At 39.5% G+C, this 18,990-nt stretch carries 21 protein-coding genes; 6 read left to right on the forward strand and 15 right to left on the reverse strand.

Annotation, left to right across the window (positions count from 1 at the left end):
- Positions 1-30 precede the first annotated feature (30 nt).
- Both hemB and J5F42_RS00785 read left to right on the forward strand, forming a co-directional pair.
- Positions 31-1,002, forward strand: coding sequence for a porphobilinogen synthase (gene hemB, locus J5F42_RS00780; protein ID WP_283491387.1), 972 nt, complete (start codon positions 31-33; stop codon positions 1,000-1,002).
- Complete coding sequence (locus J5F42_RS00785; RefSeq protein ID WP_097699701.1) at positions 1,003-1,725, forward strand: YebC/PmpR family DNA-binding transcriptional regulator; 723 nt, start codon at positions 1,003-1,005, stop codon at positions 1,723-1,725. It abuts the gene before it with no gap.
- A 678-nt stretch (positions 1,726-2,403) separates the two neighbouring features.
- Here J5F42_RS00785 and J5F42_RS00790 read toward each other — a convergent pair.
- A complete protein-coding gene (locus J5F42_RS00790) occupies positions 2,404-3,321 on the reverse strand; it encodes a tetratricopeptide repeat protein (protein WP_097699695.1) in 918 nt (305 codons plus the stop codon).
- Positions 3,322-3,473: 152 nt separating this feature from the next.
- Between J5F42_RS00790 and rfaJ the strand changes: the two genes are divergently transcribed.
- Positions 3,474-4,568 carry an HP0159 family lipopolysaccharide 1,6-glucosyltransferase gene (rfaJ, locus tag J5F42_RS00795; RefSeq protein ID WP_097699694.1) on the forward strand — a complete coding sequence of 365 codons (1,095 nt, stop codon included), beginning with the start codon at positions 3,474-3,476 and terminating at the stop codon, positions 4,566-4,568.
- A gap of 4 nt (positions 4,569-4,572) precedes the next feature.
- Here the strand turns inward: rfaJ and J5F42_RS00800 are convergent, their stop codons facing one another.
- The 6 genes from J5F42_RS00800 to recA are packed head-to-tail and all read right to left on the reverse strand — an operon-like array spanning position 4,573 to position 9,258.
- On the reverse strand, positions 4,573-5,529 hold the full coding sequence (locus J5F42_RS00800) for a PDC sensor domain-containing protein (RefSeq protein WP_000952282.1): 957 nt from the start codon (positions 5,527-5,529) through the stop codon (positions 4,573-4,575).
- A 21-nt stretch (positions 5,530-5,550) separates the two neighbouring features.
- Complete coding sequence (locus tag J5F42_RS00805; RefSeq protein ID WP_097699692.1) at positions 5,551-6,039, reverse strand: shikimate kinase; 489 nt, start codon at positions 6,037-6,039, stop codon at positions 5,551-5,553.
- Positions 6,040-6,043: 4 nt separating this feature from the next.
- The gene (locus J5F42_RS00810; RefSeq protein WP_001883549.1) at positions 6,044-6,640 is read right to left on the reverse strand and encodes an AMIN domain-containing protein; all 597 of its coding nucleotides are present in this window, start codon (positions 6,638-6,640) and stop codon (positions 6,044-6,046) included.
- A gap of 15 nt (positions 6,641-6,655) precedes the next feature.
- Positions 6,656-6,931, reverse strand: coding sequence for a hypothetical protein (locus tag J5F42_RS00815; RefSeq protein WP_077655413.1), 276 nt, complete (start codon positions 6,929-6,931; stop codon positions 6,656-6,658).
- The gene (gene eno, locus J5F42_RS00820; RefSeq protein ID WP_097699690.1) at positions 6,924-8,204 is read right to left on the reverse strand and encodes a phosphopyruvate hydratase; all 1,281 of its coding nucleotides are present in this window, start codon (positions 8,202-8,204) and stop codon (positions 6,924-6,926) included. The genes J5F42_RS00815 and eno overlap by 8 nt, the downstream gene beginning before the upstream one ends.
- A 10-nt stretch (positions 8,205-8,214) precedes the next feature.
- Positions 8,215-9,258 (reverse strand): recombinase RecA, encoded by a 1,044-nt coding sequence (gene recA, locus J5F42_RS00825; RefSeq protein WP_000963119.1) that lies wholly within the window; start codon positions 9,256-9,258, stop codon positions 8,215-8,217.
- Between the two features lie 98 nt (positions 9,259-9,356).
- Here recA and J5F42_RS00830 point away from each other — a divergent pair, with 98 nt between their 5' ends.
- Complete coding sequence (locus J5F42_RS00830) at positions 9,357-10,220, forward strand: menaquinone biosynthesis family protein (RefSeq protein WP_000626279.1); 864 nt, start codon at positions 9,357-9,359, stop codon at positions 10,218-10,220.
- On the opposite strand, the gene J5F42_RS00835 is transcribed toward J5F42_RS00830, so the two are convergent.
- From J5F42_RS00835 to ccoN, 8 genes are all read right to left on the reverse strand, one after another.
- Positions 10,217-10,984 (reverse strand): hypothetical protein, encoded by a 768-nt coding sequence (locus J5F42_RS00835; protein ID WP_097699689.1) that lies wholly within the window; start codon positions 10,982-10,984, stop codon positions 10,217-10,219. The genes J5F42_RS00830 and J5F42_RS00835 overlap by 4 nt on opposite strands.
- A gap of 611 nt (positions 10,985-11,595) precedes the next feature.
- The gene (locus J5F42_RS00840; protein WP_078262334.1) at positions 11,596-12,177 is read right to left on the reverse strand and encodes a hypothetical protein; all 582 of its coding nucleotides are present in this window, start codon (positions 12,175-12,177) and stop codon (positions 11,596-11,598) included.
- An 11-nt stretch (positions 12,178-12,188) separates the two neighbouring features.
- The gene (locus tag J5F42_RS00845) at positions 12,189-12,773 is read right to left on the reverse strand and encodes a hypothetical protein (protein ID WP_001222042.1); all 585 of its coding nucleotides are present in this window, start codon (positions 12,771-12,773) and stop codon (positions 12,189-12,191) included.
- Positions 12,774-12,873: 100 nt separating this feature from the next.
- Entirely contained in the window at positions 12,874-13,080 is a 207-nt protein-coding gene (locus J5F42_RS00850) for a DUF4006 family protein (protein WP_000670529.1), read from the reverse strand.
- A gap of 10 nt (positions 13,081-13,090) precedes the next feature.
- Positions 13,091-13,969, reverse strand: a complete 879-nt coding sequence (gene ccoP / locus J5F42_RS00855; RefSeq protein WP_097699488.1) for a cytochrome-c oxidase, cbb3-type subunit III — start codon at positions 13,967-13,969, stop codon at positions 13,091-13,093.
- A gap of 1 nt (position 13,970) precedes the next feature.
- Complete coding sequence (locus tag J5F42_RS00860) at positions 13,971-14,189, reverse strand: cytochrome c oxidase, cbb3-type, CcoQ subunit (RefSeq protein WP_001860815.1); 219 nt, start codon at positions 14,187-14,189, stop codon at positions 13,971-13,973.
- 10 nt (positions 14,190-14,199) lie between these two features.
- Entirely contained in the window at positions 14,200-14,898 is a 699-nt protein-coding gene (ccoO, locus tag J5F42_RS00865) for a cytochrome-c oxidase, cbb3-type subunit II (RefSeq protein ID WP_000490777.1), read from the reverse strand.
- A 12-nt stretch (positions 14,899-14,910) separates the two neighbouring features.
- Entirely contained in the window at positions 14,911-16,377 is a 1,467-nt protein-coding gene (gene ccoN, locus J5F42_RS00870) for a cytochrome-c oxidase, cbb3-type subunit I (protein ID WP_203035207.1), read from the reverse strand.
- Between the two features lie 169 nt (positions 16,378-16,546).
- Here ccoN and J5F42_RS00875 point away from each other — a divergent pair, with 169 nt between their 5' ends.
- Together J5F42_RS00875 and J5F42_RS00880 are read left to right on the forward strand one after the other, a co-directional pair.
- Positions 16,547-17,995, forward strand: a complete 1,449-nt coding sequence (locus J5F42_RS00875; protein ID WP_283491388.1) for a DASS family sodium-coupled anion symporter — start codon at positions 16,547-16,549, stop codon at positions 17,993-17,995.
- On the forward strand, positions 17,996-18,982 hold the full coding sequence (locus J5F42_RS00880) for an adenine-specific DNA glycosylase (RefSeq protein WP_283491623.1): 987 nt from the start codon (positions 17,996-17,998) through the stop codon (positions 18,980-18,982).
- Positions 18,983-18,990: the final 8 nt, after the last annotated feature.

The raw sequence follows: 18,990 nt of genomic DNA on the forward strand, positions 1-18,990 counted from the left end.
GGGGTTAAAGAAAAACAATAAAGAGAGAACATGTTCAAACGATTGAGAAGATTACGAAGCAGCGAAAATTTAAGAGCGATGCTAAGAGAAACGCGCCTAAATATTGATGATTTCATCGCTCCCTTATTTGTCATAGAAAGCGATAGTTGTATTAAAAATGAAATCAGTTCCATGCCTGGCGTGTATCAAATGAGCATGGAGCCTCTTTTAAAAGAGTGCGAAGAATTAGTGGGGCTTGGTATAAAAGCCGTTTTATTGTTTGGCATTCCTAAACATAAGGACGCTACAGGAAGCCATGCGTTAAATAAGGATCACGTTGTCGCAAAAGCTACGAGAGAAATTAAACAACGATTTAAGGATTTAATCGTTATAGCGGATTTGTGTTTTTGCGAATACACCGACCATGGGCATTGCGGGATTTTAGAAAACGCTTCTGTGTCTAACGATAAAACGCTAGAGATTTTAAATCTTCAAGGGCTTATTTTAGCTGAAAGCGGTGTGGATATTCTAGCCCCAAGCAACATGATGGATGGGAATGTTTTGAGCTTGAGAAAAACACTAGATAACGCCGGCTATTTTCACACGCCCATCATGAGCTATTCCACTAAATTTGCGAGTAGCTACTATGGGCCTTTTAGAGATGTGGCCAATTCTGCGCCGAGTTTTGGCGATCGCAAAAGCTATCAAATGGATTACGCTAACCAAAAAGAAGCGCTTTTAGAAAGTTTGGAAGATGAAAAACAGGGCGCGGATATTTTAATGGTGAAGCCGGCTTTGGCGTATTTGGATATTGTTAAAGAGATTAGAGATCACACTTTGCTCCCTTTAGCGCTCTATAACGTGAGCGGGGAATACGCCATGCTCAAACTCGCGCAAAAACACAACCTGATCAATTATGAAAGCGTTTTGTTAGAAACGATGACTTGTTTTAAAAGAGCGGGAGCGGATATGATTATCAGCTATCATGCTAAAGAAGTGGCTAACTTATTGCAAAGGAATTGAATGGGACGAGCGTTTGAATACAGAAGAGCGGCCAAAGAAAAACGATGGGATAAGATGAGTAAGGTTTTCCCCAAGCTGGCTAAAGCGATCACTCTAGCGGCAAAAGATGGCGGGAGCGAGCCGGACACGAACGCCAAACTGCGAACAGCGATTTTAAACGCTAAAGCGCAAAACATGCCTAAAGACAATATTGATGCAGCGATTAAAAGAGCGAGCAGTAAAGAGGGGAATTTGAGCGAGATCACTTATGAGGGCAAGGCGAATTTTGGCGTGCTAATCATCATGGAATGCATGACTGATAACCCCACTAGAACGATCGCCAACCTTAAAAGCTATTTCAATAAAACGCAAGGAGCGAGCATCGTGCCTAATGGCTCTTTAGAGTTTATGTTTAATAGAAAAAGCGTGTTTGAATGCTTGAAAAGTGAAGTGGAAAATTTAAAACTCAGCTTAGAAGATTTAGAATTCGCTCTCATTGATTATGGTTTGGAAGAATTAGAAGAAGTGGGAGACAAGGTCATTATTAGAGGGGATTATAACAGCTTCAAGCTCTTAAATGAGGGGTTTGAAAGCTTGAGATTGCCCATTTTAAAAGCAAGTTTGCAACGCATCGCCACAACGCCCATTGAATTGAATGACGAACAAATGGAGCTTACCGAAAAATTATTGGACAGGATTGAAGACGATGATGATGTGGTCGCGCTTTATACGAATATTGAGTGAAAGGCTAAAAGGCTCAAAGGCATTTTTATAATCCATAGTGAAAGTGAAACGCCCAAACGCTAAAGGCATTTAAGCTTTTTTAGACTGATGTTAGGGGAGAGTTTGGCTTTCACTCTGTGTTTCTATCATAGGGATTTTACAGAGTTTGAGCGTTCAAAGCGCATTTAATCTTTTACGCACCATACCTTTAAAAGGCGTAACTCCCAACGCTTCCTACCATAGATGCGAATGCATGGGGATATTACACTATGAATGAGTAGCATTCAATTCAAACGCTAAAGGTATTTGGGCTTTCCGCTAAGGAGTTTAAAAATACTCAAAGTATTTTTAAAAATAAAAATAGTAAAGAGCTTGATTTCCAGTCAAACAATAGCTTTTAGAAGCAATCTTGGGGTTAAGGGAGGGTTGTAAGAGGATTATTTCAAAATACCCCCTACCCCCTTAAGGAAATGAGTTTGAAAATAGAGTGATCAAAACCCTATTTTTTAAAAAATTAAAAAATCAATAAGGCTTTAGTTATTAGCAGATGAGAGCGGATTCAAATTCTAAGCGTTTAGATTTTATTGCGTCTCAATACCCATCAATAGAGACGCTTCAATCCCTATTTGAATAGCAAGAGAGGTGAAAGATTCCTATAAGATGAGTTTTGAGAATTGTTTCTAGCCTTTAAGCTTTGGCTTATTGCACGCTATCTTGCGTGTCGTTTTGCACGTCATCTTGCAAATTATCAGACTCCTTGCCAATCACTTCTAACACCTTACAACTACCACTAAAGCCTAAAGTGCAACCTTTCTTATAATACGAAATGGCTTTATCTAAATCCTTTGGAGCTCCCTTACCCGTGTAATACATCACCGCCACATTATGACAACCGCTCCCCTCTTTTAAAAAACAACCCTTTTTATAAAGATTCAAGGCTTGCTCTCCATTTTGTTTGACATTCATACCGACTTCATACATGTATCCCAAACTCACACAGCTCGCTCCGTCTTTTAAATGGCACCCTCTTTTAAAATTCGTAAGGGCTTTTTTCAAATCCTTCTCCGCGCCTTTGGCGTTCCTATACATATACCCTACAAAGTTACAACTAATGCCGTAATTCAAACTGCAAGCGTATTTAGAAAGAGAAAGGGCTTTGGCATAATTTTGCTTAACGCCCGTGCCATTAAAATACATAAAACCTAAACTCCCGCAACTCACCCCACCCTTTAAGTGGCACCCTCTCCTGTAATAATAGATAGCCTTTGGAAGGTTTTTTTGCACGCCATCGCCATCTTCATACATAGATCCTAAACTCGCACAAGCGAGATAATTCCTTAAATTGCACCCTCTTTTATAATAAAAAACGGCTTTTGGAATACTCTGATCCACGCCATCGCCATATTCATACATAGAGCCTAAACTCGTGCAACCAACCCCCACCCTCAAATTACAGCTCCTCTTATAAAAAGCCACCGCTTTATGGTAATCCCCTCTCTTAAAGGCTTGATTGGCCATCTTAAAATATTTCTCACCGGTTGTAGCCACCAAATAACTGAAACAACTTGCCATTAAAAATAAAATCAAAAACCACTTTTTAGTCCAACTCTTTATCATCTCATTCCTTACAAAACTAAGCCAAAGCTCACACAAAGACAAATCAGTAAAACCCCAATCTAATTGGTTATTATAGTATAATATTGTCAAAAAATAAATTCAACTTTTGGATTGAATTTAATTAAAAACCTATTTTAGGGAAACAACTTAAAATGAGCATTACTATTCCTATTGCCATCGCTTTTGACAATCATTATGCCATCCCGGCTGGCGTGAGCTTGTATTCCATGCTGGCTTGCGCTAAAACAGAACACCATGATAAAAAACTTTTTTATAAAATCCACTGCTTGGTGGATAACTTAAGCCTTGAAAACCAGCGCAAATTAAAAGAAACTCTAGCCCCCTTTAGCGCTTTTATGAGCGTGGATTTTTTAGACATTTCAGAGCCCGATCATTCCACAATTAAAATAGAGCCTTTTGTCATTGATAAAATCCATGAAGCTTTTTTGCAACTCAATATTTATGCTAAGACTCGCTTTTCTAAAATGGTCATGTGCCGCTTGTTTTTGGCTTCTTTATTCCCGCAATACGACAAAATCATCATGTTTGATGCAGACACTTTGTTTTTAAACGATGTGAGCGAGAGTTTTTTTATCCCGCTGGATTCTTATTATTTTGGAGCGGCTAAAGATTTTGCTTCCAATAAAAGCCCTAAACATTTTCAAATAGCGCGAGAAAAAGACCCTCGTCAAGCCTTTTCCCTTTATGAGCATTACCTTAATGAAAGCGATATGCAAATCATCTATGAAAGCAATCATAACGCCGGGTTTTTAGTCGTGAATTTAAAGCTGTGGCGTGCTGATCATTTAGAAGAACGCTTACTCAATTTAACCCATCAAAAAGGCCAATGCGTGTTTTACCCTGAACAGGATCTTTTAACGCTCGCATGCTATCAAAAAGTTTTAATCTTACCTTATATTTATAACACCCACCCTTTCATGGCCAATCAAAAACGCTTCATCCCTAACAAAAAAGAAATCGTCATGCTGCATTTTTATTTTATAGGGAAACCTTGGGTTTTACCTACTTTTTCATATTCTAAAGAATGGCATGAGACTCTTTTAAAAACCCCTTTTTATGCTGAGTATTCCGTGAAATTCCTTAAGCAAATGACGGAATTTTTAAGCCTTAAAGACAAACAAAAAACCTTTGAATTTCTTGCCCCCCTACTCAATAAAAAAACCCTTTTAGAATATGTTTTTTTTAGATTGAAGAGGATTTTCAAACGCTTAAAAGAAAATTTTTAAACTCTTAGCGTTCTCGTTTGGGCAACACGCTATAAGCGAATTTAACATAAATCGCCAAACTGATCAAAAGCACCGCCACGCCAATAGCCAAATACACCGCATAAGTGATTTTATCCGGTTCGCTCACGCTGAATTTAAACACTAGCATTAACGCTTCAATGGCTAATGCGATAATGATAGAGCCTAAAAACCTGATCATCGTGCGGTGGATCGCATGGTGGTTGTCCCCGCTATTTTTACCCAAAACTTCCTCTTCAAAAATCGCCTTGACCAGATCAAAGGTGGCTAAGGCTAGGGTTAAAAGCACAATGGGGTGGAACACTTCTTTAATGTCAAAACTGCTAAAATTGACAATCGCTGTCCAAAAGCTAGAAATGCATTTCACAAATAAAAGCAACGACACTAAAGTGAGCATGATAGAAATCATAAAATACATGACCATGCTCCCTTCGCTAAAGGTCCTGAAATACTTTGAAGGCGAGCTGATTTCAATCGCCACCCTCAAAGGGATTTGCAAGCACACCACAAACGCTAGATCGTTATTTTGATCATACACCGGGTAAGATGCGCTCACTACTAAATGGTTTCCTTTTTTAGAAGGATAGGGGTCCGTTAAAATGCAACGCTTTTCACTCACGGCTTGATAAAAATAATATTTATCGCTAAAACTGGCATGCGATTCTAGTTCAATCCCTTCTGTTAAATCATGCTCTAATATCCCTTCCTTATGCCCCTGCTCTTTAAGTTGGCTTGGCTTAAGAATTAGCATGCCTTTAGCGTCTAACACAAAAAAACTTTTTGCCATTTTGATTTCAGCGTGCATTTTTCTGATCTGTTTGTTCAAATAATCCAAAGTGATTTCAGGGAGGTGGTTGCGGATATTGTGCGAAAACAAATAGGTAAGATAAGCGTATAACTCGGTGCGGATCTTGGAATATTGGACAATGTCTCTACTTAACATCAAAAGGCCTTTAAAAAAAATTTATGGGATGAATTGTAGCACTTGTTTTAAAGAATTATTTAAACCACCCCTTGCATCAATGATAAAGGAGGCGTTTTTTTCATAGAGGGCTTGGCGTTTTTCAAAAAGTTCTTTGGCTTGAGTGAGGTTATTCAAAAGGGGGCGTTTCTCCCTTTCTTTTTGATTCAAACGCTTAATCAAGGTCTCAAAATCCATTTTGAGGTAAAAAGTTGTGCCTAAACCCTTAAGATTTTCATGCATCACAATGCCCCCACCGGTAGAAATAACATGGGGGGTTTTGAGCGTTTTTATTTCATCAATCAAATTTTTTTCAAACATCCTGAAATTGTCTTCGCCAAGCTCTTCAAAAATCTCCCTCACGCTCAAGCCCACTCTCTCGCTAATGATCATATCCGTATCCAACACTTCCAATTTCAAAGCAAGCCCCAATTCTTGCGCTAAAGAGCTTTTACCGCTCCCCATAAAACCGATTAAGACTAAATGCTGCATGCTTTTATTTCAATTTTAATTCATACGCCCCGTTTTTTTCTTCCAAAAGATAGCGGTATTTCCCATCTAAAATGAGCGTGATGCGGTAATAATCTTTGTGCGTGCCGACTTTAATTTGAGAAAAAAACTTCTGGTTTAAATCCATGTTTTGATAAATATCCAAAGGGCCTTTTTGCGTGTCTAACACGATTCTATAAGGATTGACTAGCACAAAAGAGCGCAAAATTTTATAAGGGGAACGCAAAATCATCGTGTTGTTTGCCATTAAAAAATCAAAATCTTGGATCTGGTAGCGTTTTTCAAAGGCGGCTTGATCAAGGGTGTGTTGGGAGAGCTTTAAGGGGTAGTGCCAATCAATGCTTTTATCAATACCCACGACTTTAGAATGGATAGAGCCATCAATATCTTGGTAAGTGAGCGTGATTTGTTTTAAAATCCTAGCGCTCGTGGGCAAATCCACATGGATTTCTTTAAAATAACTATCATAGATCCCATTAAAGCCCCCTTGCAAATTCTTGGAATTGATTTCAGACTCAAAAGGGTTGTCTCTAGCCAATAAAACGCTTAAAACCACCACCAAACCTATCATCTTTTTTAACACAATCATTCCTTAAATCTAATCTCTAGGTCGTAATTCCTTCAACTCAAACAAACGCTTTTGCAAACGCACATTCTTGCTTTGCAATTCGGTGATTTCTTGCTGCAATCGTTCATGCTTGTCTCTTAAATCCAAATAAACCTCTAAAGAAGAACCCCCAAAAAGCAACTTCCCTAAATAATACCCAAACCCAAGCAGTAAAAGGAAAAAGACAATAAGGGAGCTATGGCTATAAAAAAAATCTCGCGCTTTATTGTCTTTGATTCCATCGTTTTCAAAAAGGCTACTAGCCATGCTTAAACAACTCTTTACCGATATAAATCCCCCCTTTTAATTCATGCTCAATCTCTAAAAGGCGGTTGTATTTAGCGATCCTTTCACTCCTTGCGGTGGATCCGGTTTTAATCTCTCCCGTATTCAATGCGACCGCAAAATCAGCGATAAAGCTGTCCTCACTCTCCCCGCTTCTATGGCTCATCACGCATTGATAGGCATGGTGTTTGGCCAATCTTATGGTCTCTAAAGTTTCACTAATGGTGCCGATTTGATTGGGTTTGATCAAAATGGCGTTCGCAACGTTTTTTTCAATGCCTTTTTGCAAGATGCTTGCGTTCGTTACAAACAAATCATCGCCCACTAATTGGATTTGACGCCCTAATTCCTTGCTCAAAAACGCCCACCCCTCCCAATCGTCTTCGCTCAAACCATCTTCAATGGACACGATCGGGTATTTTGCCACCAATTCTTTGTAATAAGCCACTAATTCATGCGAATCTAAAATCTTATTTTCACCCTTTAAATGGTAATTGAAATGTTCATCCACTAACTCACTGCTCGCCACATCTAAAGCGAGCGCGATTTCTTCGCCTAATTTATAGCCGGCTTTTTCAATGGCTTGAGAAATGACTTCAAGAGGTTCTACATTGTTGTTAAAATTAGGCGCAAAACCCCCCTCATCGCCCACGCTTGTGAGCTGATTCTTTTCATCTAAAAGTTTTTTAAGCGTGTGATAGACTTCTGCACTCGCTCTTAAGGCTTCTCTAAAACTTTCAAACCCTAAAGGCATAATCATGTATTCTTGAAAGTCTATGGAATTATTCGCATGCGTTCCGCCGTTGATGATATTGAGCATCGGCACCGGCAAAGTCAAAGCGTTAGCCCCCCCTAAATAGCGGTATAACGGCAGATTTAAAGCCTTCGCGCTAGCCCTTGCTAACGCCATAGAAACGCCCAAAACAGCGTTCGCCCCTAAATTAGCGTAATTAGGCGTGCCGTCTAAAGCCCTTAATCTCTCATCCACAAAGGCTTGATTGATCGCTTCAAGCCCTATTAAATGGTGTTTGATCACGCTATTGACATTTTCGCATGCCCTTAAAACCCCTTTACCCAAAAAACGGGTTTTGTCATTATCCCTTAACTCTAACGCTTCTCTTTTACCAGTGCTCGCCCCGCTAGGCACAATCGCGCTCGCCTTAGTGTTATCGCTTAAAATCACGCTGGCTTGAATGGTAGGATTACCCCTACTATCCATCACTTCTAAAGCATGAATATCTTTAATGGTTAGCATCAAAATCCTTTTATTCCATTTCTTCTAAAGGCTCATCGGGTAAGGGCATGATCTCTTCATTAGAGCCAATACTCTCTTTAATCTTAAGAGTGATTTCATTCGCTAGGGCTTTATCTTCTTTCAATAGGGCTTTAGCGTTTTCTCGGCCTTGCCCTAGCTTTTTATCCTGGTAGCTAAGCCATGCCCCGCTCTTATCCACAATGTCTAATTTCACGCCATAATCAATGATTTCGCCCTCTTTAGAAATCCCTTCCCCAAACATGATGTCAAATTCCGCTTCTCTAAAGGGCGGAGCGACTTTATTTTTAACAACTTTGGCTTTAGCCCTATTGCCAATATGCTGTTCGTTTTGTTTTAAAGCGGCGATTCTTCTAATATCAATCCTAACGCTCGCATAGAATTTTAAGGCATTACCCCCGGTTGTGGTCTCTGGACTCCCATAACCCATCATGCCAATCTTCATCCTGATTTGATTAATAAAAACGAGAGTAGTGTTCATTTTGTGCAAAACACCGGTGATTTTTCTTAACGCATGGCTCATAAGCCTTGCTTGCAAGCCCACATGCTGATCGCCCATATCCCCATCAATCTCCGCTTTAGGCGTAAGGGCCGCCACCGAATCCACCACCACCAAATCAATCCCTCCGCTTCTGGTGATCGTTTCTAAAATCTCTAAAGCTTCTTCGCCCGTGCTTGGTTGGGAAACGAGTAAATTTTCCGTATCCACGCCCAATCTCTTAGCATAATACACATCTAGGGCATGTTCAGCGTCAATGAACGCGCACACACCGCCATTTTTTTGGCATTCTGCAATAATATGCAAGCTTAGAGTGGTCTTCCCGCTTGACTCTGGCCCATAAATTTCAATGATCCTACCCTTTGGAACGCCCCCAATCCCTAAAGCTAAATCCAATCCTAACGAGCCTGTAGAAATAGCGTCAATCTTTTCTACTTGCTTATCCCCAAGGCGCACCAACGCCCCCTTACCAAAAACCTTATCAATTTGTTTGATCGCTAAAGAAATCGCTTTTTGTTTGTCTTCATCTATTGCCATTAAATTACCTTATTGAATTTGATTTGTTTATTCTATCAAATCCTAGCCTAAAATCTATTATAATAAAAGGACTTACCCTATCACAAAAGGATTTTACTTTGATTAGTGTCGCTCATAGCCCTGATGCTGATGATATTTTCATGTATTATGCGATTAAGTTTGGCTGGATAGATTGCCCCATTAAAAATAAAACATTCCATAACATTGCCCTTGATATTGAAACCCTAAACCAAGAAGCCCTAAAAAACACTTATGATGTGAGCGCGATAAGCTTTGGGCTATACCCTAAAATTGCGAACGATTATGCTTTGCTCCCCACAGCGACAAGCTTTGGGAATGGCTATGGGCCTAAATTAGTGAAAAAAAAGGGCGTGAAATTGAAAAAAGATTTTAGAGTCGCATTAAGTGGGGAGCACACCACTAACGCCCTCTTGTTTAAGATCTATTACAAACATGCACGCATCGCTTACATGAATTTTTTAGACATTGAAAAAGCGGTTTTGGAAGAAAAAGTGCATGCGGGTGTGCTAATCCATGAAAATATCTTGGATTTTCATAACGAATTAGAAGTGGAAAAAGAATTGTGGGATGTTTGGAAAGAACTCATTGAAATGGATTTGCCCCTGCCTTTAGGGGGCATGGCGATTAGGCGCTCTATCCCCTTGTATCGCGCGATTTTGATTAAAAAGGCTTTGATTAAAGCGGTTGAAGCCGCGCTAAAACACCAAAATTTGCTCTCTAGCATGCTGTTAGAGCGCTCGCTCATTCGTGTCAATAAAGAGCGCTTACGAACTTATTTAAGCTTGTACGCGAATGAAACTTCAACGCGCTTAAGCGAGGTTCAAATTCTCGCCATAGACAAGCTTTTTGAATTGGGCTATCAGCACGGATTTTATGCTAACTTGTTAAAGACTAAAGATTGCTTGCTCACTGATGAATATTTAAAATACCGCTTTTCTTAATCCAATTCTAGTTTATGCATAAGCAAGTAACGGATCACCCCATATAATAAAAGGATTTTTAAAAAATCCACCCCCCATAAAAGGTAGTATTTGTTTTCTTGTAATTCTTGTTGTTGCAAGAAATAATAAAATCCCTCATTGATGCTTAAACTAGAGCTCATTAAGGGTAGTAGCGAATTAAACGCTAATTCCAAAACAACCCCCACCAAAATGAATAACAGCCCCCCTAGTAAAAAACGCGCTTTTTTGATCCTAGCAGCGTTTAAAACGCTCAAAACAAATAAAAATTTCATTAAAACAAGCCCTAAAAACAGCGCAACGCCTATAGTTTTAGTGGGTTTTAACACAAAGGTTTTTAAAGCGGTGTGCAAGATAAACAACGCGCTGGATTGCGCGTTAAAAAGGTAATAGCCCAAACGCACGCTCGCCACAAACCAAAACAAACTGAAGATAAAAAACACCATGGGGAGCAAGATTTTAGGGAGCAATAAAGACTCTAAACTAATGGGTAAAGAAAAGCTTAAAACCCCCCTTTTAGAAAAAAGCGCGTTGAGATTTTTGATCGATCCCACACTGATTGCGACCAGTAAAAACGCCCCCAAGACAAAAAAGAGCGTGTAGCTTAGGGTGAGCATGGTCGTTTCTTCAACGCTTTGAGAGGAAAAACAAACCGCTAAAACAGTGAGCGTGATTAAGAAATTCCCTATAACAATATTCCCTACTTGCCCTAAAGCGTCATGTTTCAAAACTTTTAAAAAACCCATGCGATTATTATACCCATTTGGATAGAAAATTCAGGCTTTTTATCATCAAATACTGATAACTAAAAGTCTTACTTTAATCGCTCTTTATCTCACAAAATAAAAAACTTAATTAGCCAAAAAATCCACTCAAGGCAACAATAAAAACCGATTTCTAAACGACCGCGCAAAGCGAGTTAATTTGAAAAATCCGAGCGTTTTCAAGGTTTCAAATCCCCAAAACCCATGCTCTCTTAATTGTCTCACAATTTAACAAACTTTTTTAAAAGCTAGCGCCATTTTAATTTTTGTAACCTCCTTAAAAAGAGCGTTACAACAAGAAAGGTTTTTTAAATTTTTAGAATAAATTGATGCGAGTTTATGGGGGTTTTTTGTTTGTTTTGGATCACTCTTTAATTTTTAAAAATGGGATTTTGATCCCTTTATCATAAGCTCATTTTTTAAGGAAATAGGGGGTATTTTGAAATCCCCCCCTACAACCCCCTTATAATCCCCCTAACCCGCAAAGACCGCTTTTTAAAAATTATCGCTTGTTTTTTCGCAAGCTCTTTTATTTTTTGTATTTAAAAAATGCTTTAGCGTTTTTTAAAATTGATATACCCATACAAGCCATGCTACTTAAAAAAAGCCAGTTGCTCTAAAATCAATTCTTCTTTATTTTTAAAAACAAATTTAAAAAGGATCTTATAACGCCCCCTTTTATCGCTCTCTAACAAATCAAATTTTAAAGGCTCGCATGCGCTTCTACAATCAAGCGTCCCTAATAATCTGGGCTGTGATGGGCTGGGGTAAAACGCTAAATACACTTGAATATTTGGCGGATCTAAAGCGGGTTTGAGCGGTTGCAATTGCGCATAAAGCGTGTTGGATTTTTCCAAAATCAAAGCGTTGTTTAAAAGGGTTTCTTGGAGTTTTTTATCCCCATGCGTGCCTTTAGAAAAATAGGGCAAAATGGGGGTTTTAGGGCTTTTAGTAAGGGGTTTTAAACCCACTAAAAAACGATAATTAGACTTAAAATTTTCATAAATTTTAAGCATGTCATTAAAGTTTAAATCCACTTCGTTATGACCCTTAAAATACACTAAATCGTTTTTAGGCGAATTTTTTAGGGCAAACACCACCAAAAACACCACAATCCCAAGCCCAAAAATAAGCACGCCCATGATCCCTAAAGGCCAAAAGTTTTTTTCTTTCATTAGTTTCTCTCTTAAGATTTTTTAAAAAAATAAAGCCCCAAAAACGCGCCTAAAAGCGTCAATAATAAAATATAAATAACCACCTTTACAAAAGTTACTCCCTTAGGAGCGTTAAAATTCTGCACGATATTCACATGATATTTTTCCGCTAAAGCATCTACTGCGACCGAATAGCCGTTAATGAGCATGGCTGAAATCCTTTGGGGCGTGTATTCTTTAGCGTTTGTGGGGAGTAAGGGAGCGATTTTTTCAAAAAAGATTTTATCAGTATCTAACAAATCTTTAGGGTTAGCCACTAATTCTATTTTTTGAGCGTCATGGTAGAAAAAGAATACCACAAAAGGGGGTTTGAGCTGTTTTAAAAAGCCCTCTTGATACTTTTGGCGTTCCTTTTTATCCGCCAAAGCGATAGGATTTTTTTCAAAATCCGTCATATCAATCGCAAAACGCACGCCTGTTTTAAGATAAAGCTCTTTAGAAACGCCCTCCACAAATACAACGCTTTTTTCTACCAAACGCCCCTTAGAATTATTCAAAACATAATCATTAGCCCCCAAACAACAAACAAAGGCTATTACAAGCCATAAGATCCTCATGTGCTAAACAAAAACAAGTTAGGCACAAAAGAAATAACAATTGTCATTAAAATGGTCGCTACTACCATTAAGGCTAAGATTTTTTCTAAAGTCGTGAATTTCATTTTTTACTCCCTTGATTGACTAATTCATAATTGGCCCGGTTTTGGGTGTTTTTTGTCTCTAAAGCGTTAATATCCTTATAGCGGTAATAATTGGTGGCTTGCTCTTTTTGGATATGGATCGCTTTGAGCGTAAAAAAAACGACCACACACAATAAAATAACCACAATCAGTAAATTCCCTGCTAATCCGTTTAAAAATTTCATCTCTTTTCCTTTAATCTTCTAAGGGTTTTAGCGATTGGATAAATTCGGCTAACGCTTTAACTTGCAAATCGCTAAAGTTTTTATACTTGAACGATGGCATATGCCCTATATTGCCCTTTTTGCCATGCGTTAAGATATTTCTCAAAAAATTCTCTGTGCCGTAAGCGGTCAAATCGGCCGCAAACACTTGATTTTCTTGCAAGCCCTTACCATCATTGCCATGACAACCTGTGCAGCCCATGCTTTCAAACAGCTCCTTGCCCTTATCAATGAGTTGAGGGTTTTTGGTTTTTTTAACGCTAGAAAGTTCTGCCATCACATAGCTCGCGATCGCTTTAGCGTCTTTTTCTTCCAATTCCATAGCGGGCATTTCCCCAGCGAGATAATCCATGCCCTTAGAGCCATGCTTAATGGTGTCCATAATGCCCTCTTCTTTACCCCAACGCACCAGATTTTGAGCGCTCCCATGCAAGCCCTCAGCGGTGATGCCATGGCATTGCGAACAATGGACTAAAAAGATGCCTTGACCCATATCCACCAATTCCTTTTGACCCAAATGCTTCCATTTGGCCTCAAATTTTTGGTTGTGCGCTTTAACTTCTTCATTGTATTGCCCGATTTGAGAAAAGCTATTCAGCGGATACCCAAAGAAAAAATACCAAAAAGCCCACACAATCGTGCACATAAAGCTTGCGATCCAGCCTACTGGCACATTATTGGCAAACTCCCCTATCCCATCAATCAAATGCCCATTTTCTACAAGCTCACCTTGGGATTTGCTGTCGCGCATTTCTTTAATGAGCGAACTGGATTCATAGATGGTTAAAACTAAAATCACAAGCGCTGCAATCAAGCCAAAAACATTTATATGGTCGTTTAAAAAATCCATTTCAACTTTCCTTTATGCCATTATCATGAACTTTTTTATGGCGTGGTTCAATCAACTCATCTTCTAAAGCGTCATTTAACGCTAAGTATCCGTATCGCTCATAATCCACGATGCCCTTTTTTTGCTTTCTATACATGCTAAAAATATAGGCATACAAAAAGAGCGTAAAAAGAATGGTAAAAAACGCATACGCAAAACCTCTCAAACTTTCTAAATCCATCACTCACCCCTTATTTAGCGTTTTGATTGGCGTTGATCCTGGAATTACCCAAGCTATTCAAATAAGCGATCAAAGCCACAATTTCTAACACTTCACCTCTTTGAATGGCGTCTAGCACCCTCTTATCTTTCATGTCGGCTGTGATTTTTTTCGCTTCTTCTAAATAGGCTTTTTTCGCTTCTTCTACGCTCCCTAATTTCACGCCGTTTTCGGTGTCGTAAGGCACGCCAAAAACCTTTTTTTGCGTCAAAGCTTCTGCATAAGCGGTGTCAAAATCGCTCTTTTTTATGAATAAATGCTTATAGGCCGGCATGATGCTGTGCGGCACAACGCTTTTAGGATCAAACATGTGCTTTTCATGCCAATCGGTTGTGCGATAATCCCCCACCCTGTGCAAATCAGGGCCAATCCTTTTAGATCCCCATAAAAATGGCCTGTCATACGCATATTCCCCACTCAAACTATACGCGCCATATCGATCCACCTCAGCTTGGAAAGGGCGAATGAGTTGGGAATGGCAATGATAACAACCTTCTTGGATATAAATTTGCCTCCCTGCTGTCTCTAAAACCGTATAAGGCCGTAAGCCTTCAATGGGGCGAGCGGATTTGAAGAAGTTGGGCAAAATCTCCACCAAGCCTGCGATCGCAAACACAAAAATAAACGCAAGAGTGAAAAAGAACGGATTCTTCTCTAAAAAACTAAACATTTCCAACCTCCCCTATCTAGACATAGGCGTGGCGTAATTGGGCTCACGCTCTAATTTTTTGCCTGCTGCGATGGTCATAAAAATATTGTAGGCAAAAATAATAAATCCAATAAAATACATAAGACCCCCAACGCCTCTAATATTGTAATAAGGGATTAGCACCTTAACCGTGTCAATGAACTGGTAAGTGAGATTCCCATACTGATCCACATCCCTCCACATCATCCCTTGCGTGATCCCTGCAATCCACATGGACGAAAAGTAAAGCACAATCCCTAAAGTCATGATCCAAAATTGGAAATCCACAAGCCTGCCTGAATAAATCTCTCTTTTGAAAAGCCTAGGCGTCATGTGATACATGCTCGCAATCAAAGTGAAGCCTACCCATCCAAGCACGCCGTCATGCACATGCCCTATAATCCAATCGGTAAAATGCGCTAAGGCGTTCACGCTCTTAATGGCTTGAATAGAGCCTTCTAAAGTGGAAAGCATGTAGAAAGTTGAAGCTAAAACTAAGAATTTAATCAAGGGGCTTTCTTTGAGCTGGTGCCACTGGCCCCTCATCGTTAAAAGCATGTTAATGGCTGTCCCCCACGAAGGCAAGATCAACACCACTGAAAACACGCTAGAAAGGGTTTGCACCCAATCAGGCACGGTGGAATAAATCAAGTGGTGCCCGCCCGCCCAAATATAAACAAACATCAAGCTCCAGAAAGAAAACAAAGTGAGTTTGTAAGAAAAGATAGGCTGACCGCTCTCTTTAGGCAAGAAATAATAAATCGTGCCAATCACCCCACTCGTAAAGACAAAAGCGACCGCATTATGCCCCCACCACCATTGAATGAGCGCATCATTACTGCCTGAATACATAGAAATAGAATGCCAAATACTCCCCATATCAGCGACAAAATAGGTGGGGACAGAAAGGTTATTGAAGATATACATCACCGCTATACCCACATAAGTAGCGATGTAATACCATAAAGACACATAAATGGTATTCTCTCTCCTAACGCTCATGCTCCCAAACATATTAACCCCCCATAGCACCCATGCCACAACCACAATAATATCTAAAGGCCACATCAATTCGGCGTATTCTTTAGATTGAGTAAGACCAGCAAACAGGCTAATGACCCCTAGAATTAAAAGAAGAATCCAGAGCCAAAAATGCAATAACCCTACAATTTTCAAAAAAGGGTGTTGGTAATAAGTGATTTTAAGCACCCTTTGACCGATATAATACCAACTCGCCCAAATCCCCCCAAGAGTGAAACCATAGATCACCGCATTCGTGTGTAAGGGGCGTAAGCGGCCAAAAACGCCATACTCCCCTGCAATGTAATTCAAGTTAGGGAAAGACAATTCAAAGGCTAACACGATCCCTATTAACATGCCTATTATCCCAAATGCAACCATCGCATAAAGAAACAATTTGCTAATGGAATAATCATAACTCAAAGGCACATTTTCTTGCATGCAATACTCCTATTTGTAGTAAATTCAACAAAGATAAATGTAATTATAAAATTTTATCTTTTTCAAAAAGCTTAATTTTTAATCTTTTTCTGTAACATTGTAATAACTCAATCCCATTTGAATGGCATTTTTAAGCCAAATTGCTACTATCTTTGGCTAAAGGTTAAACATGATTAAACAAACCCTCATCATTCTTGCCCCTTTTTTTATCGCAACGCTATTGTATTTTTTAGGCGCACCGGACGGGCTAAACCCTAACGCATGGCTTTATTTTTGTATTTTCATGGGCATGATTATAGGGCTAATTTTAGAGCCGGTACCATCAGGTTTGATAGCATTAAGCGCGTTAGTGTTGTGTATAGCGTTAAAAATTGGAGCGAGCAGTGAGGTAGCGAGCGCTAATAAGGCTATTTCGTGGGGTTTGAGCGGGTATGCGAATAAAACGGTGTGGCTTGTGTTTGTCGCTTTTATTTTGGGTTTAGGGTATGAAAAAAGCTTGTTAGGGAAACGGATCGCTCTTTTGCTCATTAGGTTTTTAGGGCAAACCCCTTTAGGTTTAGGCTATGCGATCAGTTTGAGCGAATTGTGTCTAGCCCCCTTTATCCCTAGCAATTCCGCTAGAAGTGGGGGCATACTCTATCCCATCGTTTCATCTATCCCGCCTTTAATGGGATCCACTCCAAATAATCACCCTGACAAAATCGGCGCGTATTTGATGTGGGTCGCTTTGGCTTCAACTTGCATCACTTCGTCCATGTTTTTAACCGCGCTCGCTCCTAACCCCCTAGCAATGGAAATCGCTGCCAAAATGGGCGTGAATGAAATCTCATGGTTTTCGTGGTTTTTAGCGTTCTTGCCTTGTGGGGTGATTTTGATCTTACTTGTGCCTTTATTAGCGTATAAAACCTGCAAACCCACCTTAAAAGGCTCAAAAGAAGTGAGTTTGTGGGCTAAAAAAGAATTAGAAAGCATGGGGAGGTTTTCTTTAAAAGAAATTTTAATGTTGAGCCTCACTTTATTGGCTTTATTGGGTTGGATTTTTGGCAAACCTTTAGGCCTGCATGCGAGCGCGACGGCTTTGATTGTCATGGTGTTAATGGCGTTTTGCAAGATCGTAAGCTATGAAGACATCATTAAAAACAAGAGCGCGTTCAATATTTTTTTATTGCTGGGTTCACTACTCACAATGGCTGGCGGGCTTAAAAATGTAGGCTTTTTAAATTTTATTGGCAATGCGGCTCAAAATTTTTTAGAGCATGCTAACTTGGATCCGTTAATAGCGGTATTGTTTATTGTAGCCTTATTCTATCTGTCGCACTATTTTTTCGCTAGCATCACCGCTCATGTGAGCGCGTTATTTGCGCTTTTTGTAGGGATTGGTTCGCATATTCAAGGGGTCAATTTGCAAGAATTGAGCTTGTTTTTAATGCTTTCTTTAGGGATTATGGGGATTTTAACGCCCTATGGCACAGGACCATCCACCATTTATTACGGGAGCGGGTATATTCCAAGCAAGGATTTTTGGAAATTAGGGTTTATTTTTGGCTTTTTGTATTTAGTCGTGTTTTTAAGCGTGTGTGCACCTTGGGTCAAATTCATCGCTTATAGGTGGTTGTAGCTGGAAACTTTACACAACGCCCTTTTAGAATGGTATGAAGAATGTGGGCGAAAGGATTTACCTTTTAGGAATTTAAAGGGCATTAACGCTCCTTATGAAGTCTATATCAGTGAAGTGATGAGCCAACAAACCCAAATCAACACGGTGGTTGAGCGTTTTTATTCCCCTTTTTTAGAAGCTTTCCCCACTTTAAAAGACTTAGCGAACGCTCAATTAGAAGAGGTTTTATTGCTCTGGCGAGGGCTTGGCTATTATTCAAGGGCTAAAAATTTAAAAAAAAGCGCTGAAATTTGCGTGAAAGAACACCACTCACAGCTACCCAATGACTATCAAAGCCTATTAAAACTCCCTGGGATTGGCGCATATACGGCTAATGCGATCTTGTGTTTTGGTTTTAGGGAAAAGAGCGCATGCGTGGATGCTAATATCAAGCGCGTGCTTTTAAGGCTTTTTGGATTAGATCCCAACATTCACGCTAAAGACTTACAAATTAAAGCGAATGACTTCCTCAATCTTAATGAAAGCTTTAATCATAACCAAGCCCTAATTGATCTAGGGGCTTTAATCTGCTCCCCTAAACCCAAATGCGCGATTTGCCCTTTCAATCCTTATTGTTTGGGTAAAAACCACCTAGAAAAACACACGCTTAAGAAAAAACAAGAAATCATTCAAGAAGAGCGTTACTTGGGCGTTGTGATCCAAAATAACCAAATCGCTTTAGAAAAAATAGAGCAAAAACTCTATTTGGGGATGCACCATTTCCCCAATTTAAAAGAAAATTTGGAATGCAAACTCCCCTTTTTAGGCGCTATCAAACACAGCCACACTAAATTCAAGCTCAATTTAAACCTCTATCTCGCTACGATAAAGGATCTAAAAAACCCCGTTCGTTTTTATAGCCTTAAAGACTTAGAAACTTTACCCATAAGCTCTATGACGCTTAAAATCTTGCATTTTTTAAAACAAAAAAATTTATTTGGGGGCTAAACCCTGCC

The organism is Helicobacter pylori (genome assembly GCF_030062585.1).
Classification (GTDB): Bacteria; Campylobacterota; Campylobacteria; order Campylobacterales; family Helicobacteraceae; genus Helicobacter; species Helicobacter pylori_CN.

What these genes read in the sequence shown, in the direction of transcription:
- hemB (WP_283491387.1), top strand. Translation starts at nt 31, where the DNA reads ATGTTCAAACGATTGAGAAGATTACGAAGCAGCGAAAATTTAAGAGCG.
- J5F42_RS00785 (WP_097699701.1), top strand. Translation starts at nt 1,003, where the DNA reads ATGGGACGAGCGTTTGAATACAGAAGAGCGGCCAAAGAAAAACGATGG.
- J5F42_RS00790 (WP_097699695.1), bottom strand. Translation starts at nt 3,321, where the DNA reads ATGATAAAGAGTTGGACTAAAAAGTGGTTTTTGATTTTATTTTTAATG.
- rfaJ (WP_097699694.1), top strand. Translation starts at nt 3,474, where the DNA reads ATGAGCATTACTATTCCTATTGCCATCGCTTTTGACAATCATTATGCC.
- J5F42_RS00800 (WP_000952282.1), bottom strand. Translation starts at nt 5,529, where the DNA reads ATGTTAAGTAGAGACATTGTCCAATATTCCAAGATCCGCACCGAGTTA.
- J5F42_RS00805 (WP_097699692.1), bottom strand. Translation starts at nt 6,039, where the DNA reads ATGCAGCATTTAGTCTTAATCGGTTTTATGGGGAGCGGTAAAAGCTCT.
- J5F42_RS00815 (WP_077655413.1), bottom strand. Translation starts at nt 6,931, where the DNA reads ATGGCTAGTAGCCTTTTTGAAAACGATGGAATCAAAGACAATAAAGCG.
- eno (WP_097699690.1), bottom strand. Translation starts at nt 8,204, where the DNA reads ATGCTAACCATTAAAGATATTCATGCTTTAGAAGTGATGGATAGTAGG.
- recA (WP_000963119.1), bottom strand. Translation starts at nt 9,258, where the DNA reads ATGGCAATAGATGAAGACAAACAAAAAGCGATTTCTTTAGCGATCAAA.
- J5F42_RS00835 (WP_097699689.1), bottom strand. Translation starts at nt 10,984, where the DNA reads ATGGGTTTTTTAAAAGTTTTGAAACATGACGCTTTAGGGCAAGTAGGG.
- J5F42_RS00840 (WP_078262334.1), bottom strand. Translation starts at nt 12,177, where the DNA reads ATGAAAGAAAAAAACTTTTGGCCTTTAGGGATCATGGGCGTGCTTATT.
- J5F42_RS00845 (WP_001222042.1), bottom strand. Translation starts at nt 12,773, where the DNA reads ATGAGGATCTTATGGCTTGTAATAGCCTTTGTTTGTTGTTTGGGGGCT.
- J5F42_RS00850 (WP_000670529.1), bottom strand. Translation starts at nt 13,080, where the DNA reads ATGAAATTTTTAAACGGATTAGCAGGGAATTTACTGATTGTGGTTATT.
- ccoP (WP_097699488.1), bottom strand. Translation starts at nt 13,969, where the DNA reads ATGGATTTTTTAAACGACCATATAAATGTTTTTGGCTTGATTGCAGCG.
- J5F42_RS00860 (WP_001860815.1), bottom strand. Translation starts at nt 14,189, where the DNA reads ATGGATTTAGAAAGTTTGAGAGGTTTTGCGTATGCGTTTTTTACCATT.
- ccoO (WP_000490777.1), bottom strand. Translation starts at nt 14,898, where the DNA reads ATGTTTAGTTTTTTAGAGAAGAATCCGTTCTTTTTCACTCTTGCGTTT.
- ccoN (WP_203035207.1), bottom strand. Translation starts at nt 16,377, where the DNA reads ATGCAAGAAAATGTGCCTTTGAGTTATGATTATTCCATTAGCAAATTG.
- J5F42_RS00875 (WP_283491388.1), top strand. Translation starts at nt 16,547, where the DNA reads ATGATTAAACAAACCCTCATCATTCTTGCCCCTTTTTTTATCGCAACG.